This window comes from Nocardioides ureilyticus (assembly GCF_051280745.1).
Taxonomy (GTDB): domain Bacteria; phylum Actinomycetota; class Actinomycetes; order Propionibacteriales; family Nocardioidaceae; genus Nocardioides.
Genome location: NZ_JBNCOG010000019.1, coordinates 36455 through 52545 on the forward strand (window position 1 = coordinate 36455; position 16091 = coordinate 52545).

Annotated in this window: 14 protein-coding genes; 3 read left to right on the top strand and 11 right to left on the bottom strand. The window is 65.3% G+C overall.

All coding sequences use genetic code 11. The features are described 5' to 3' along the window. Window positions 1–330: 330 nt before the first annotated feature. Entirely contained in the window at window positions 331–1644 is a 1314-nt protein-coding gene (locus tag ACSMHG_RS12155; RefSeq protein WP_435745291.1) for a UDP-glucose dehydrogenase family protein, read from the bottom strand. A 76-nt stretch (window positions 1645–1720) separates the two neighbouring features. Between ACSMHG_RS12155 and ACSMHG_RS12160 the strand changes: the two genes are divergently transcribed. From ACSMHG_RS12160 to ACSMHG_RS12170, 3 genes are all read left to right on the top strand, one after another. After that, window positions 1721–2191, top strand: a complete 471-nt coding sequence (locus ACSMHG_RS12160; RefSeq protein WP_435745293.1) for a VanZ family protein — start codon at window positions 1721–1723, stop codon at window positions 2189–2191. Between the two features lie 35 nt (window positions 2192–2226). Continuing rightward, window positions 2227–3141, top strand: a complete 915-nt coding sequence (gene cysD / locus ACSMHG_RS12165; protein ID WP_435745295.1) for a sulfate adenylyltransferase subunit CysD — start codon at window positions 2227–2229, stop codon at window positions 3139–3141. Window positions 3142–3212: 71 nt separating this feature from the next. Next, complete coding sequence (locus tag ACSMHG_RS12170) at window positions 3213–4463, top strand: sulfate adenylyltransferase subunit 1 (RefSeq protein WP_435745388.1); 1251 nt, start codon at window positions 3213–3215, stop codon at window positions 4461–4463. A 675-nt stretch (window positions 4464–5138) separates the two neighbouring features. Here ACSMHG_RS12170 and ACSMHG_RS12175 read toward each other — a convergent pair. The 10 genes from ACSMHG_RS12175 to ACSMHG_RS12220 all read right to left on the bottom strand — a co-directional run bounded on the left by ACSMHG_RS12175 (window position 5139) and on the right by ACSMHG_RS12220 (window position 16091). Next, window positions 5139–6347 (bottom strand): hypothetical protein, encoded by a 1209-nt coding sequence (locus ACSMHG_RS12175; RefSeq protein WP_435745297.1) that lies wholly within the window; start codon window positions 6345–6347, stop codon window positions 5139–5141. A gap of 178 nt (window positions 6348–6525) precedes the next feature. Then, on the bottom strand, window positions 6526–7632 hold the full coding sequence (locus ACSMHG_RS12180; protein WP_435745299.1) for a glycosyltransferase family 4 protein: 1107 nt from the start codon (window positions 7630–7632) through the stop codon (window positions 6526–6528). A gap of 2 nt (window positions 7633–7634) precedes the next feature. Then, window positions 7635–8546, bottom strand: coding sequence for a glycosyltransferase family 4 protein (locus ACSMHG_RS12185; protein WP_435745301.1), 912 nt, complete (start codon window positions 8544–8546; stop codon window positions 7635–7637). Between the two features lie 74 nt (window positions 8547–8620). Continuing rightward, entirely contained in the window at window positions 8621–9811 is a 1191-nt protein-coding gene (locus ACSMHG_RS12190) for a polysaccharide biosynthesis protein (protein ID WP_435745303.1), read from the bottom strand. 125 nt (window positions 9812–9936) lie between these two features. Then, window positions 9937–10773: a glycosyltransferase gene (locus tag ACSMHG_RS12195; protein ID WP_435745305.1), complete on the bottom strand. Its 837-nt coding sequence runs from the start codon at window positions 10771–10773 to the stop codon at window positions 9937–9939. Then, window positions 10770–11840: a glycosyltransferase gene (locus ACSMHG_RS12200; RefSeq protein ID WP_435745307.1), complete on the bottom strand. Its 1071-nt coding sequence runs from the start codon at window positions 11838–11840 to the stop codon at window positions 10770–10772. Before ACSMHG_RS12200 ends, ACSMHG_RS12195 begins: the two co-directional genes overlap by 4 nt. Window positions 11841–11911: 71 nt before the next feature. Further along, window positions 11912–12562 carry a NeuD/PglB/VioB family sugar acetyltransferase gene (locus tag ACSMHG_RS12205; RefSeq protein ID WP_435745310.1) on the bottom strand — a complete coding sequence of 217 codons (651 nt, stop codon included), beginning with the start codon at window positions 12560–12562 and terminating at the stop codon, window positions 11912–11914. Continuing rightward, the gene (locus ACSMHG_RS12210) at window positions 12555–13172 is read right to left on the bottom strand and encodes a sugar transferase (RefSeq protein ID WP_435745390.1); all 618 of its coding nucleotides are present in this window, start codon (window positions 13170–13172) and stop codon (window positions 12555–12557) included. Before ACSMHG_RS12210 ends, ACSMHG_RS12205 begins: the two co-directional genes overlap by 8 nt. After that, a complete protein-coding gene (locus ACSMHG_RS12215; RefSeq protein ID WP_435745312.1) occupies window positions 13169–14296 on the bottom strand; it encodes a DegT/DnrJ/EryC1/StrS family aminotransferase in 1128 nt (375 codons plus the stop codon). Before ACSMHG_RS12215 ends, ACSMHG_RS12210 begins: the two co-directional genes overlap by 4 nt. 46 nt (window positions 14297–14342) lie before the next feature. Then, window positions 14343–16091: a DUF4012 domain-containing protein gene (locus ACSMHG_RS12220; protein WP_435745314.1), complete on the bottom strand. Its 1749-nt coding sequence runs from the start codon at window positions 16089–16091 to the stop codon at window positions 14343–14345.

Here is a 16091-nt window from a genome sequence, read left to right on the forward strand (position 1 = left end):
ACGCTCGGCACAGAGCGCGAGGTAGCCGTGACGGGGGAGGCGCGGAAGGGGCGGTCCGGCGACATCGGAAGCGTCGTGGAACCGTCGATGTGGCACTCCATAGCGAGCCGCATGGCCGACGGCAAGGTTTGTAATGACGAGGACGCGCGGATGAGCGCGCTGTCTGCGTCGAGGAAGCGGAACGTGTTCGCCGCACTTGGCCGCGATGACGCCAGCCGCCGCCAGCCGTCGCACCGAAACCCGGTCGACGAGCGTCTCAGCGAACGAGGACGACAGAGTCGGCAGTCACATTGCTTTCATTGGGCGCCGGCATCTAGCTCGACTTCGACGCTAGGGCCGGCCCAAGGCCCGATAGGTCCACCCGGCGCTGCGCCACACGACCGGATCGAGAGCGTTGCGCCCATCGATGATCCGGGGCCCGGTCACGTGCGTGGCCAGGTCGACCGGATCGAGCGCCACATACTCGGGCCACTCGGTGAGAAGCAGGACGGCGTCAGCGTCGCGGACCGCGTCCTCCACGGTCGCCTCAAAGGCGAGGTCCGGCCAGGCCTTGCTCGCGTTGTCGATGGCCTTGGGGTCGGTCACGGTCACCTGCGCGCCCTGGAGCTGCATCTGCGCGGCGACGTTGAGCGCCGGGGAGTCGCGGATGTCGTCGCTGTTGGGCTTGAACGCCGCGCCGAGCACGGCGATCCGACGGCCGACGATGGAGCCGCCGCACACCTCGCGGGCGAGGTCGACCATCCGCACCCGCCGGCGCAGGTTGATGGAGTCCACCTCCCGCAGGAAGCTCAGCGCCTGGTCGACGCCGAGCTCGCCGGCGCGCGCCATGAAGGCGCGGATGTCCTTGGGCAGGCAGCCGCCGCCGAAGCCGACGCCCGCGTTGAGGAACTTGCGGCCGATCCGGGAGTCGTGGCCGATCGCGTCGGCCAGCGCCGTCACGTCGGCGCCGGTGGCCTCGCACAGCTCGGCCATCGCGTTGATGAAGGAGATCTTCGTGGCGAGGAAGGAGTTGGCCGCCACCTTGACCAGCTGCGCCGTGGCCAGGTCGGTCTCGATCTTCGGCGTGCCCGCCGCGAGCGCCTCGGCGTACACCTCGTCGAGCGTGGCGGCTGCCCGGCGGCCGGACTCGGCGTCGCCGAGGCCGTAGACGAACCGGTCCGGGTGGAGCGTGTCCTGCACGGCGAAGCCCTCGCGGAGGAACTCCGGGTTCCACACCACCTCCGCCTCGGGCTGGACCGCCGCCACCCGCTCGGCCAGCTCCTCGGCGGTGCCCACCGGAACCGTGGACTTGCCGACGACCACGTCACCCGGCTTCAGCAGGGGCAGCAGGTTCTCCGTGGCCGACCAGATGTAGCGGAGGTCGGCGGCCTTCTCCCCGCGCTTCTGCGGCGTGCCGACGCACACGAAGTGGACCGTCGCGTCCGCGGCCCGCTGCGGGTCCGTCGTGAACTCGAGTCGCCCGGTGCCGACGCCCTCGACCAGCAGGTCCTCGAGGCCCGGCTCGAAGAACGGCGCCTCGCCGCGCGCCAGCGCCGCCACGTGGTCCTCGACCACGTCCACGCCGACCACGTCGTGGCCCAGCTTGGTCATGCAGGCGGCGTGGACGGCACCGAGGTAGCCGCAGCCGAAGACGGAGATGCGCACGGAGCGGAGTCTAGGGACACCGAGGCGGTGCGACCCCGAGCCAGTAGGTTGCGGGGGCCCGGCCAAGGAGTGAACTGTGGACGACGCCCGAAGGCGCCTCGCGACCGTCGCGCTCGTGGCGTACCTGCTCCTCCTGGCGTGGGGCCTGCTGGCGCCGACGCCGGACGCGCCCTCGGCGCTGGTCGCCTGGATGAGCGAGACCGCCGCCGACACGGGCCTGCCCGCCGCCCTCACTGACCCGAGCCGGATGGAGTTCCTGGCCAACGTGCTCGTGATCGTGCCGGTGCCGGTGCTGGTCGGCCTGGCCGAGGTCGGCCGCACCGCCGCATGGGACTGGCGCGACTGGACGTCGTGGGCCTTCGTCGGGTCCACCGCCGTGGAGACCACGCAGGCACTGCTGCTGCCGGCCCGCTCGGCCACGCACGTCGACATCGTCGCCAACACCGCCGGCGGGCTCCTGGGGGCGCTGGCCGTCGCGCTGCTGCGCCGGTGGCTGGTCCGTGGCGGACGCGACTTCGACCGTGGCGAGCGCCGGTGGCTACGATGACGGCTGCTGTCCCGACGAGAGGTCCTGCGCACGTCATGACTCAAACCCACGCCGACTACCGGCTGAGCCAGCTCGACCAGCTGGAGGCGGAGTCGATCCACATCTTCCGTGAGGTCGCCGCCGAGTTCGAGAAGCCCGTCCTGATGTTCTCGGGCGGCAAGGACTCCATCGTGATGATGCGCCTGGCCGAGAAGGCCTTCTACCCGGCGAAGATCCCGTTCCCGGTGCTGCAGGTCGACACCGGCTACGACTTCCCCGAGGTCCTCGCGACCCGCGACAACTGGGTCAACCGGCTCGGCGTGCGCCTGATCGTCGCCAGCGTCGAGGAGGCGATCGCCAACGGCGTCGTCGTCGACGACGGCAAGACCAGCCGCAACCGGCTGCAGATCGGCACCCTGCTCCACGCCATCGAGGAGAACGGCTTCACCGCCGCCTTCGGTGGCGGCCGCCGCGACGAGGAGAAGGCCCGCGCCAAGGAGCGCGTCTACTCCCACCGCGACGAGTTCGGCCAGTGGGACCCGAAGAACCAGCGCCCCGAGCTCTGGAGCCTCTACAACGGCCGCCTCCACGAGGGCGAGCACATGCGGATCTTCCCGATCTCCAACTGGACCGAGCTGGACATCTGGGACTACATCGGCCGCGAGGGGATCGAGATCCCCTCCATCTACTTCTCCCACCAGCGCCGCGTCTTCGAGCGCGACGGCATGCTGCTGAGCGAGAGCGAGCACAACCCGCTGAGGGCTGGCGAGACGGTCACCGAGCGCACCGTCCGCTTCCGCACCGTCGGCGACCTGACGCTGACCGGCTGCGTGGAGTCGACCGCCAGCACCATCGACGAGATCATCGACGAGGTCGCCATCGCCCGCGTCACCGAGCGCGGCGCCACCCGTGGCGACGACCGGTTCTCCGAGGCCGCCATGGAGGACCGGAAGAAGGAAGGCTACTTCTGATGAGCACCAACGATTCGCCGGTCGAGACCTACCCCGAGACCGAGGGCCGCGGCACCGTGAAGAGCGACCGGATGGACCTGCTCCGGTTCGCCACCGCGGGCTCGGTCGACGACGGCAAGTCCACCCTCATCGGTCGGCTGCTGCTGGACTCGAAGTCGATCTTCGAGGACCAGCTCGAGGCCGTGGAGTCGACGTCGAAGTCCAAGGGCTACGACTACACCGACCTCGCGCTGCTCACCGACGGCCTCCGGTCCGAGCGCGAGCAGGGCATTACCATCGACGTGGCCTACCGCTACTTCGCGACGCCGAACCGCAAGTTCATCATCGCCGACACCCCGGGCCACGTGCAGTACACCCGGAACATGGTCACGGGCGCCTCGACCGCGGACCTCGGGCTCGTGCTCGTCGACGCCCGCCAGGGCCTCACCGAGCAGTCCCGCCGGCACGCGGTGATCCTCTCGCTGCTGCGGGTCCCCCACCTGGTGCTCGCCGTGAACAAGATGGACCTCGTCGACTTCTCGCAGGAGGTCTACGACAAGATCCACCAGGAGTTCACGCAGTTCGCCACGAAGCTGAACATCCCCGACCTCGCGGTCATCCCGATCTCGGCGCTCGCCGGCGACAACGTGGTGAACCGGTCGGAGAACATGTCGTGGTACTCCGGCCCCACGCTGATGCACCACCTCGAGAACGTCCACGTCGCCTCCGACCGCGACCTCATCGACGCGCGCTTCCCCGTGCAGTACGTCGTGCGCCCGAAGTCGGACGAGCACCACGACTACCGCGGGTACGGTGGCATGGTCGCCGGCGGCGTGCTGAAGCCGGGCGACGAGGTCGTCGTCCTGCCCTCCGGCATGACCAGCAAGATCGCCGGCATCGACCTCTTCGACCGGGAAATCACCGAGGCGTTCCCGCCGATGTCGGTCACCGTCCGCCTCGAGGACGACGTCGACGTCTCCCGCGGCGACATGATCGCCCGGGTGCGCAACGCGCCGCAGCCCAGCCAGGACATCGACGCGATGATTTGCTGGATGACCACCACCCCGCTCAAGCCGCGGCAGAAGCTGGCCATCAAGCACACGACCCGCACGGCTCGTGCCCTGGTCAAGGACATCCAGTACCGCCTGGACGTCAACACCCTGCACCGCGACCAGGAGACCAAGGAGCTCGGGGTCAACGAGATCGGCCGCGTCCAGCTGCGCACCACCGTGCCGCTGCTGTGCGACCCGTACTCGCAGAACCGGACCACCGGGTCGTTCATCCTCATCGACGAGGCGACCGGCGTCACCGTCGGCGCCGGGATGATCAATAGCGCCGGGTAGGTAGGTCCTTTTAGATACGCCGCTGCCGTCCCCCTTCGCCGCCTACAGCTGGCTTGGCGACTTTGGGGGCTACAGCCTGCCTTCGGCGTGTCGCCACTACCTTCGTCCAGGTACAGCACCTGATGCTCGAGGCTCCGCTAGTGTTCCTGGCGCCGCGGACCTCTTCGGCGATTAGGCCACAGACCCGCCTCAAGTAGCGAAGCGTCCCTGAGTGTCATGTGCCGGCACCCACTTCGTGGCCTAAAAACTCGCTCGCATCACGGCTAGAGGTCGCCATGACGCCGCCCGATTACCAAGCCCTGACCAATCGTGTTGGCACCTTGAGACGTCGCGTGCCCCGCTGGTGATCTGCCAACCCACAACCTGAGCAGTGCATCGACTCGCGGAAATTGCCGCAGATGTCTTTGTTGCCATCAGCGCCGCCGAAGACAACGGCACACCAGCATCAACGTCCGCTATATCGCCGACCGCATGGCTCCAGACAGTCCGCAGGAAGGACGAGCCTGCAGATCCTGCGGGTCGTCGGTCACTGACCAGCATCGGGACAGCGCGCTTGAAGCTCCTCGACGGTCGCGGCACCGAGAGGACGGAAATTGACACAGGGAGGTTAGGCGCACGTCTGAGCACCCCAACTGACGAGACCCCGCCTTGAGCCAGTCTTACGGCGCGACGCCGTCATCTTGCTCGAACGGGCGGCGCTACGCCGTTCGCATCGGAACGCAGGGCACCTTGGCCAACCATTCTGGAGACAATGAGCAGGGGCAAGACGAAGTAGCAAGCGATCTGCGAGAGAACCGACAGCGAGACTATCGGAGCCTGAGCGAGCCAAAGCGAGACAAAGGAGGCGACATAAAGTTGAAGCGCAGACGACTCCGCGCTCATTCGATTTTCAAGCTGGCGAAGCAACCGACCGAACAGTACGGCAAAGAGCAGCAACGGAATGAGGCCCACGGAAAGATCAAGTTCAGCCCATAACGGCAGAATTTGATCGTTCGCCGCTCCGCCATAAATGATGTAGTTGTAGTGATCCGCGCCGGCCGAACCCCGAAATCCCTCACCGAAAGTCGGGATCGGAGCGAATAACGAAGCAGAAAGACTCCGAAGATCGAACCAGTCAGGCTGAGAGTACGCCACGCCCACTAGGTGGGGGGACTGAAAATAGACGAAGAGGCTTCTTTCGAGAGTCGCGAAGAAACCGAGCGCTTCGGCGCCAGCTCCACCCAGTTGCTCTTGTCGAGCCTGCCCCACGCTCACGAAGAAGACAAGAATGCCGACAGCACTGGCGGTGAGCCAAGTCCCCAGACGGCGCACTCGACCCATTCGCACTAGGACGAGAATGGCCGACATGAAAGGCACGACGAACACGGCTCGATTGAGCGAGAATGTTCCGAGAGCGTAGACGACGATCGGGATGAGCGCCGCACTCTTCACGACCGCCCCGGAGACGGACGCTGAGCGCCCGATCAGCAAGAACGCCCCAGCAGCCGTAAGCGGCGTCAAAAGAGTCCCGAAGAGCCCGAGTAACGGCGGGATATCGACGATCGCCGATGTGACCGAGCCGGATTCCTTACCACCAGCCAAGCGAACAGCGAGACCGAAGAGCCCCAAGCTTAGTATCAAGAAGCCGGCAGAGGAAGGCGGCCAGGTCACGGGCACTCTTAGTCCCCTCCCAAGCTTCGGAGCTAGGCCGTGCCAGCCCCACACCGTCCCGGCCACGAAAACCAGAAGCGCCAGTTGCGAGCGCACGGCCAAATCATCGGACGCCAGTGCGCGGAAGCCAACATCGACGTGTCCGGACAAGACGAACACAATGGGCAACACCGTGCCGGCAAGAGCTGCGATGGCCAGAAAGGGGTCAATGACTCGCAGGCGGGTCATGTCCATCTCACCTGACCGCACCACCCCCAAGGCGACCACCAAGCCGATGGCAGAACCGGTGAGGCAGTACGTAGCTGGCGCTGCGGTCAGAAGAGCGAGACCAGCCAACACGATAACAGCTGACATGCAAGCTAGAGCACTAAAGGTTCGCATCCACCACGTCCCAATCCAGGGAAGACGGTCACTACGCCGCGTAAACCGCGGCCGTCATATCGGCGATCTCGGGCCACCGATACTTCGCGGCCTGCTCCACGCAATGGCGCACCCGCACTTCTGGCGGAGAGTCATCGCTAAGGACACTGAGTACGCTCTCATGGAACGCGGCACGATCGCCGACCTTGAACAGGTGCCCTGCGGTACCAACCGCCTGGGGAATGCCTCCGAGATCGCTCGCGACTACAGGGGTCCCGCACGCCAACGCCTCGATGGCGGCCATCCCGAACATCTCATTTTGACGCGTCGGCAGGACAACAACGCTGGCACAGTTAAGAACGCCAGCCAACACGTGTTCAGATACGGCGCCGGTACAAACCACGCCTTCCGACTCAAGTTTGCGCATGAGATCGCTCTTGCCGACCGCTCCGAATCGGTCGGGAGGGCCTACGGCGACGACCGTTGTTTCCGGCGCGCTCTCAGCCAACAGCCGGGCGAGAGGACCAAGAAGGTCCGAACCCTTCTGTTCGCACACGCGTCCCAAGTACACGACGAGGTCACCCGGTGGGAGCTTGAGGTGCCTTCGGGCGGCATCAGCCGCCACAGCGTCAGGCTTGAACTGACCTAGGTCCACGCCGTTCGGCACCATCGTGAGCGGAACATCCACTTCGGGATAGAAGCGGGCGAACTCCCCCTTGCAATAATCGGAGACGGGCGCGATCGCATCAAATTTGCGGAGAGCCTCCACATAATACCGCCGACCATAGCGATTGGACGTCAGACGATACCTGAAGAAGTCGACCGTGAGCACCCGCTTCCGAAAGACGCCGCCTAGTACCCGCGCCGCGTCGGGCGACCCATGTGCGTGTAGCACGTCCCCGGAGAAGCCATTCAGGTACTTTCGCGCTCTGAGCAGGAACTCATAGTCCCGCAACGGTCGCCGCGCCCGAAGGCCTAAGGACACAATTTCGACTCCATCCACGCGGACGTTGTCCGCTGCCGAGTCCGGAGACAGTACGACCACGTTGTTCCCAGACTGGGCCTGGACCTTCGACAGTTCTAGGATTCGCCGTTGAACGGCACCGCCTCGATCAGATACAACTGGGACCTCAGAAGGCCCGATATGTACGATGCGCATAGCTAGGTTTCCATCAGCCTTTCATATAGGGCTAGGTGTTCCTTCGCCATCGTCTCAACCGAGAACTCGTCTCGAACTTCAAGCGACCTCAGTTTCGCCTGACCATTCAGACTATGCCGGTTGGTAGCGTACTCCCGAAGTGCCATCTGAAGGCCGTACGGATCGTCACGATCGAAGAGTACGCCCGCGCCCCTGACCTGCTCTGAGATTCCTCCCACGTTCGACGCAACGACGGGCACCCCAAATGCCAGAGCTTCCGTCACGACGCTGGGTAGGGCCTCACTCCAGGAGGGGAGCAGCAGCACATGTGCCCTTCGATATTCGCGATAAAGCGCCTCGCCCGAAAGTTGACCGACGAACTCGACGCGAGCATTGAGACCCAGTTCCTTACACTTCTGCTTCAACTGGCGCTCAAGGGAACTATTATGGTACACGAGCCTCAGTGACATGCGCGGTTCAGCCACCATAGCATCAAGGATCATGGCCACTCGCTTCAATCCAATCAGTTGACCGACAAAGAGGCCATGGATTTCGCCTTCATCTGGCTTCAGCGCTGGCTCACTCGCCGGAAACGCCATTCCGTTCCGTATAACACGGAGCTTGGAACGGGTGCCCGGGTAGAGGGCACAAGCATCATCAAGCTCTCTCTGGCTCAAACAAACGCCCGCGTCCATCCTTCGCATGACCAAGCGTAATCCTGCTCGTCTTCTCCATCCCGACACCTGCTCGGCCCCGTGCCGGGTGAAGACGAAGCGGACGGAACGGTCCATGAGTCCAGCCACGACCGCGGCTTTACTCAGGTGGTGCACGTGGACTAGATCGACGTCGCGCGGGCGAATGATCCTCGCCAGGTCTTCCAAAGGGACATTGATGACGTCCACGCCGCGCGCGGTTAATGCCTCGGTGAGGACCATCTCTGGTGTCGGCTGCTGCAGTAGCCGCTCGGCTTCAGTTCTCCGGAACACCCCTCCAGCCAATAGAACCCTCATTATGGAGTCCTGGGATGCGTGCTCGTCGGGCGACTGCCGAGCGCCAGAGCGACGATCGACGCACCGTACGCAGCGAGATGCGATATGGCTAAGCCAAGGGCGCCCCATTGCGGTATTGCGAATGCAGCCATGATGACCAGCACTGCGCCCAGCACCCAGTCACTCACGACCCACGCGGTGATGCGACCAGTTCCTACCGCGACGGCCCCTATCACGTTGTTCAATGCCATGAGACCTCCGACCACAGCCATCACGATGAACATCCATCGATACTCCCCGTAGCTTGAGTCCAAGATCGGCAAAACCACGACCCCGATGATGACCACGCAACACACCGCAGGAAAGGTCGACAAAGAGCCTAGGCGCCACATACGTCGGTACAGCACTCTGCGCCGGCGAGATTCAGGCGGGAGCGAAGCGATTGATGGCAAGGACGTGCTCGCCAGTGCCGTCGGATACAGTGTCACGAGTAGCAGGAATCGGTTGATGAGCACGAAGGCGGCAGTTCCGCCGAGTCCAGATTCGGAGGAAGCCAGCCATACCAGCCCTGCCCACATCGCACCCTGTATGCCGAATGAGGCACTACCCGATACGAATCCCTGCTTGAGCAGACTGCCGCGCGCCTCGCCGCCGACGCCGCGGGGTCGCGATATCAATGCTCGTCGGTAGAGCCAGGACACTCCCGCTAACGCGGCACAGAGCTCACCGCCCGCGGCTCCTAGCGCCAAGCCCGCGCCCCCACCGCCCATGGCTCCGCCTGCGATTGTGCCGGTCGCAACAAGAACCGAGCGCACGATTCCAAGCGCTGTACAGATACCGAAGGCTCGGTAACCAGCACTGATTGCGTAGATCAACGGGTTCAGCGCCAACCCGAAACCCCACAGGCTAAGCGTGCCGACCGCGGTGGGGGTAGCGATCGCCGACGGGAGAACTTGAGACGCTGGCCCTAGGACGAGAACCGATACACCTAACGCAATGGTCGAGGTCATCATCAATGTGACGGCCAGCGAGTAGCCCGCCACACTCGATTGAGTTCCCCCACCGTCGCTGGCCGCGATCTGACGGGTGACGAGTGGGGCGAGGCCCAAGAGACCTGCTGCGCCGACAAAGGAAGCACTAGAGGCCAAGAGGCCGAACTGCCCGATGCTGGACGGCGCGAACAGAAGAGCCATCGTGAGGGCGACAACCATGCCTAGGGACCGGGCGACAAGATTGCTGAGCGCAATCCAGGCGGTCCCAGCGCCGAGCGATAACGGGCCGCCACGGAGTTGACTGGTGGCGAGAGCCGCCTCGTGCCTGCGCCTTGCCGTCCTGGTCATTGGCTTGATCGCTTATCTGCTGACCGCAAGCGGGTCCGCAACCCGCGCGCTCGCGCCCTTAGATTGGAGATCAACTGGTACTGCGCAACTCGCCACTGCAGTCGCTCTAAAAAGGCGATCCAGCGATTGACTCCGACCTCCCGAGCAAGTTCTCGCTGCGCTCGCCAAATTCGATTCAGAGACCTTCTTGTCGGTCGCCGACGGCTTATTTGGTTTGGGCTCAGTCGGTAGTCGACAAGCGGCTCGTGAATATTGGCCGTATCGCCGACCTGAGCCATTCTCATCCATAACTCGTAGTCCTCACGGAGATGAGCCGCCTCATCGTAACCGCCCAGGCGGCGGGCGACTTCTGCGCTGAACATGACAGAGGAATGGACGAATCGATTTTTTTGCACGAGCAGTCTGGCTAACGACCCGCTGGATGCAACGGTCCGAGTCCCGGTCTCATGTCCGCGCACATCTATAAGAACCGCAGATGCACCGAGGAGCACTGTCTCGGGGTGGTCCTCAAGGTAAGCCGACTGCTTCCGCAGACGCAGCGGGTGAGCGCGGTCATCAGCGTCGAGGCGCGCGACCCACTGACCTTGAGCGGCACGTAAGCCATCGTTCAAGGCGACCGCAATGCCACCACGAACGGACCTTTCTACGAGGATCAGTTTGCTCGATGGGATTGCATCCCGCGCGGCCTGCGTTATGGCAGGATCCGTTCCGTCCACGACTAATACGAGCTCCCAGTCCTCGAACTCCTGCTCGACGATCGACGTGAGCGCCTCAGACAGGTAGGGCGCTGGAGCTGAGACAGGCATCAGTAAGCTGATTAGCGCCCTACTCATGCTCGGTACTCCCGAAGGTGTGCCGATACGACCGTGGGCGTATCAAAGGTGCTTCTCACACGGTCCGATGCTTGTTTTCCGAGGCGCTTTCTCAATCGGTGATCAAGGCTGAGCGTCTGCCACGCACTGGCCAGCTGATCGACGCTCTGCCGGGCCATGATCCCGGTTACGCCGTCCTCGACTGCATCCTTGCAACCTGTAACTCGATAGGTGACCGCTGGAAGTCCAGCGGCGGCAGCTTCGATGATGACATTCCCGAACCCTTCCCTGTGACTCGGGTGAATAAGCATGTCGGCCGCACTCAAGAATGGGACGATGTCGTCGACGTGGCCAAAGAAGTGCACGTCGGTCCGCTCTTTCAGCGCGTCGAGGGCAGCCTCCAACGCACGTGAACTTCCGTCCATCCTACCCAGGATCCAAAGTTGCGAGGGGCCGACTTCCGAAACGCTCGCCCAAGCGTTAGCGAGGTCCAGCATCCCTTTATCTTGAGCGATTCGGCCAATGAAGATCGATACAACACAGGTTTCCTCGAGCCTATACTTAGCTCGGAGGTCGCGTCGCGCGTTCTCATCCCTGGCGTACTTATCTGCGTCAACGCCGGATATACTGCCTGGCCCGGGGCTCTTAACTTTCTGGGAGGTCTGCCCCTGCGCGATAAGCTCATCGGCCACAGATCTACTGACGGTAACGACCTTGGTGGATAGTGAGCACGCCAGAACCTCGATCTTCACCAGAAGCCACCGACGGAAGCCGGTGGCCGTCTCGTATCGAAGCCCGTGCACCGTGTAGATTCTCACCGGAACTCGACAGATGAACGCGGCTACACCTACTACAACTGCAGCTTTCGGTGTGCCGTAGTTCACGATCCTCGGCCGGTGGTGTCGAAGATGTCGCACTGCCCGATAGAGCGCCGCAATGTCCCGTAGCAAACTTACTTGGCGGCTCATCGCAAGTTCGAGGGGAATTGTGTTCGTCGCCCGTGCGAACTTCTCCAATTCTTCCCTCCCGGCGGCCATAGCTCCCACGGAAAGATGGCGACGGACGAGCTCAACAGCGTGCGGGCGCATGAAAGCATTCAGCGACGTCGCTGTGGTTGCGGCGAGGATGACGTCAAGGCGCCGTGGCGATGATGAGCTTGTCATCTTGCGGGAACTCCCCGAACAGTCGCCTTAGGTGGCACGTCCCGCGAGACGCAAGCGCTCGCTCCAACCACCGCACCGTCTCCCACTTGCCGCTGCAGCATGATGACCGCCCCCACGCCGATGAGCACATCGTCTCCTACCACGCAGTCGCCGGAGACAGCAGAAAGGGGACTCAGGCTCACGAAGTCGCCCACCGTAGCGTCGTGGCCCATTATGACGTTGAATCCAACTTGGACATGCTGGCCTAGGGCCGTATTGGTGTCCAACGCTGCTCCGCTACAGACGACGGATCCTGCGCCGATGGATACCTCGGTGCCGATCATGGCGGCGGGGTCGATGAGGGTTGCAGCGATGAACTCCGCCGTATCCATTCGGCTCGCTAGTGCACGACGAGTTCCCGGTGATCCGATCCCGACGACGTAACGGGGTCGGTCCGGCCTTTCGATGAGGGTGTCAATGGTCCCCAAGTACCTCAGGTTCCGACGCCTCAAGCGTTCGAGATTGATGTCCGACGGCGCGTCATCAACAAAACCCAGCAGGTCCCACACCGGGGTCCCTGCAACTGCGTTGATCCGTGCGACCACGTCCGCGACCTTGCGACCGAATCCACCGGCCCCAAGTATGACGATCTCCGCAGCGCTACTCATTCGTCGCCCCCAGGAATTCTGTCATCGTAACCGTCCCTTCCGCACTGATTCCATCGCGCTTCAGTACTTTGAGGACCGTCATGCCGACTATTCTGAGGTCGAGCATCGGGCTCCGGGCGTCGACGTACTCCACGTCTCGCTCGAACCTCTCCTCCCACGTGATGGCGTTGCGGCCACTGACCTGGGCGAGGCCCGTGACCCCCGGGCGAACCTCATGGCGTCGGCGTTGAGTCGCGGAGTAACGAGCCAAGTACTTGACTCGTAGAGGGCGGGGCCCGACCAGGCTCATGTCGCCTCTGACGACGTTCCACAGGGTGGGCAGTTCATCGAGGCTCGTGGAACGGAGCAAGTGGCCAAGAGGCGTCATCCGCGCCTCGTCGGTCACCAGGCCGCGCGCGGGGTCCGGGGCGAGCATCGTCCGGAACTTCACCAGCTCGAAGATCTGCTCGTCCTTGCCGGGGCGCTGCTGCCGGAAGAGCACTGGCGGGCCGAGCCTCCGACGGATGAGCACGGCGACAACGGCTTGCAGTGGCAGGCTGACGAGCAGCGCCAGACCGCCGACCACCACGTCGAGGAACCGCTTGACCGGGTCGTACCGCTTCCCCCTCATCGGCACGTCACGGCATCGATCGCCCGCTGCACGCGAGAGAACTGCTCGTCGGTCATGCCGGACCCGGCCGGCAGGGTCAGTCCCCGTGCGAAGACCCGCTCGGACGTGCCGTCAACCGTCCCCTGCAGCCCCTGGGACACCGGTTGGAGGTGCATCGGCTTCCACACTGGTCGAGTCTCGATGCGCGCGTCGTCCATGCCGTCGTGGAGGTCGGCCGCCGTCCATCCAGCGATCTCCGGGTCCACGACGATCGCGGTCAACCAGCAGTTGTCGCCGCGGTCATCCGCGCTCCCGAGGATCCTCACCCCCCGGTGGTCGGCGAACACCTCGCGATAGCGCTCGCGCCACTGCCGGCGACGCTTGAGCATGTCGTCCAGGCGAGTCAGCTGCGCACGACCGAGGGCCGCCAGAATGTTCGAGAGGCGGTAGTTGTAGCCGACCTCGGTGTGCTCGTAGTGCGCGACGGGCTCGCGGGCCTGCGTGGACAACTTGCGGACGTGATGCGCGAGCCGCTGGTCGTTCGTCAGCAACATGCCACCACCGGAGGTGGTCATGATCTTGTTGCCGTTGAAGGACAACACCGAGGCGTCACCGAACCCGCCGGCCGGGCGACCGGCGTACGTGGCCCCGAAGGACTCCGCCGAGTCGCACAGCAGCTTCGCACCCGCCCGCGCGGCGATGGCGCCGATGGCGCCGTAGTCCACGCACTTGCCGAGCATGTCGACCGGGATGATCGCGGGGATGCGCCCCCCCGCAGAGCCGATCTCGGCGACCGCTCGCTTCAGGAGGGCCGGGCTCATGTTGCCGGTCTCCTCGTCGCAGTCGACGAAGTGCGGTGTGGCACCGACGTACCTGATCGCGTTCACCGTCGCGGCGAAAGTAAAGGTCGAGACCGGCACGACGTCACCCGGGCCGACGCCCCACGACACCAGGGCCAGGTGCAGCGCCGCGGTCCCTGACGACAGGCCGACGGCATGCGCCACGCCGACCCGGTCAGCTACTTCGCGCTCGAACGCGTCGAGGTCCGGCCCCGCAGGCGCCACCCAGCCCGACTGCATGGCGCGGAGGACGTACTCCTGCTCCAGCTCGCCGACGTCCGGCGGGGACAGAAGAATGTCGTACACGCCTGCTCTCGATCCGGTCGTGGGTGCTGGCCCTGTCGATTCTCGCTCAGCCACAGCCGGTCCGGAACTCAGACGCGTAATCTCCTGCCCGGATGCCGGGCGTCATCCGCAGCAGGCCGGGACCCCCGCCGGCAGCATCGGCGCGCATCGTCCAGCGGACGAGGGTGTCGGGCTGGCCGGTCAGCAGCACCGCCATGCTCGTCGCGGGGCGGTCGAGGTACTCGACCTTCTCCCAGCCCTCGAGCTCGCGGCCGTTGACGGTGATCTCCTCGATCGTGCCGCCTGCCGGCCCCAGGAGGTCGATGCCGACGAACTGCGATCCTCGGGCCACGCCGGGCGTCCCGAGCCCCGTGACGGAGTCGGGCAGCGCCTCGGCCTCTGCCTGGGAGATGTCCTGCCGCAGGGTCATCGAGCCGACCAGGACCTGCTCGCCGCCCTCGCACGACACCGACTCGACCTCCGCGCCGTAGCGGAGGTAATAGGACATCTTCGATCCGGTGCCGTCGTTGACGGCCACGTCCACGACCGGTCCCTCGGTGGCATCCGGCTCCACGGATCCGGTGACGCTGGTGCCCTGCAGGCGCTCCTCGACGTCGGCGTCGAACGGCGCCACCAGCAGCCGGCGCTCCTTGGCCGCCCGGTGCAGCGCGCTCACCAGCTGCGGAGCCGACACCGAGTCGCTGGTGACGGCGTCGAAAATCGCCCGCGCCGCCGCGGCGAAGAGCAGGTCCTGCGCCTCGGGCGTGCGCTCCAGGTAGGGCCGGTTGAGCAGCTCCTCGACCACGTTGTCCGCGGTCAGGGTGAGGCCGGCGACGTCTACCGGCCCGGTCGCCTCCAGCAGGTAGGACATGGAGACCGGGTCGAGGGCGATGATGCCGTCGAGGTCGACCGTCCCGACCTCCTCGGCCCACCGTGCCCGCCACAGCTCCGCGGCTCGCGGGAAGTGGGGGGTGAAGTTCGCGTCCTGCCAGTAGGTCCCGAGCTCCTCGCCGAAGAGGGCGACCTCCGGCTCCGAGAGCGGGAGCACCGGGGCGTCGAGCTCGGCGAAGCTGGCATCGCCCTGCTGGCCGAGCGACACGCGCCCGTCCTCGGCGGTGACGACGGCCCAGGAGCCGGGCATGCCGCCGGTCGCGCGGATCTCGGCGTTGTTCTGGAAGACGAAGAGGTAGTTCTGGGGCCCCTCCCCGCCCAGCATCGTGGGCAGGACGGCGAGCGCGGTGTCCGCGCTCCGCAGCCCGGCCGCGCCGTCCGCGACGTACTCCTCGAGCTGGCGGTACTGCGTGGCCAGCACGTCGACGAAGTCGTCGGCGTCGTGCTCGGCCAGGCGGTCCTCGGCGTCCCCGAACGCCTCGGCACCGCTGGCGACCGGCGACTGCAGTTCGCGCAGCGCGGGGATCGAGACGGTCGTCCTCCCCGCCACCACCTGCTCCAGGCTCCCGCGCACGTCCAGGAGAGGCGGCAGGCCGTCCTCGCTCAGCCCCGCGAGCGCCTGGCTGACCGCGGCCACGCCGTCGGCGTCGTCACCGACGACGGGCAGCCACCCCGCGACCGCCCACACCGGGCCGTCGGTCCGCGAGGCCGCCGTGCGGGCATGGACCTGCATCTCCGCCAGCGCGTCAGCGGCGGCTGCGTCGTCGCCGTCGCGCAGCGCCGACTGCAGGGCATCGGCGTCGTCGGCGGCGGCCCTCAGGTGGCCGTTCACCGTGTAGGCGAGCCACGCGGCGTACGCCGCCAGGGCGAGAGCGACCACCCCGAGCGCGATCAGCAGCACCCGTCGGCTGCGTAGCGCCTGCAT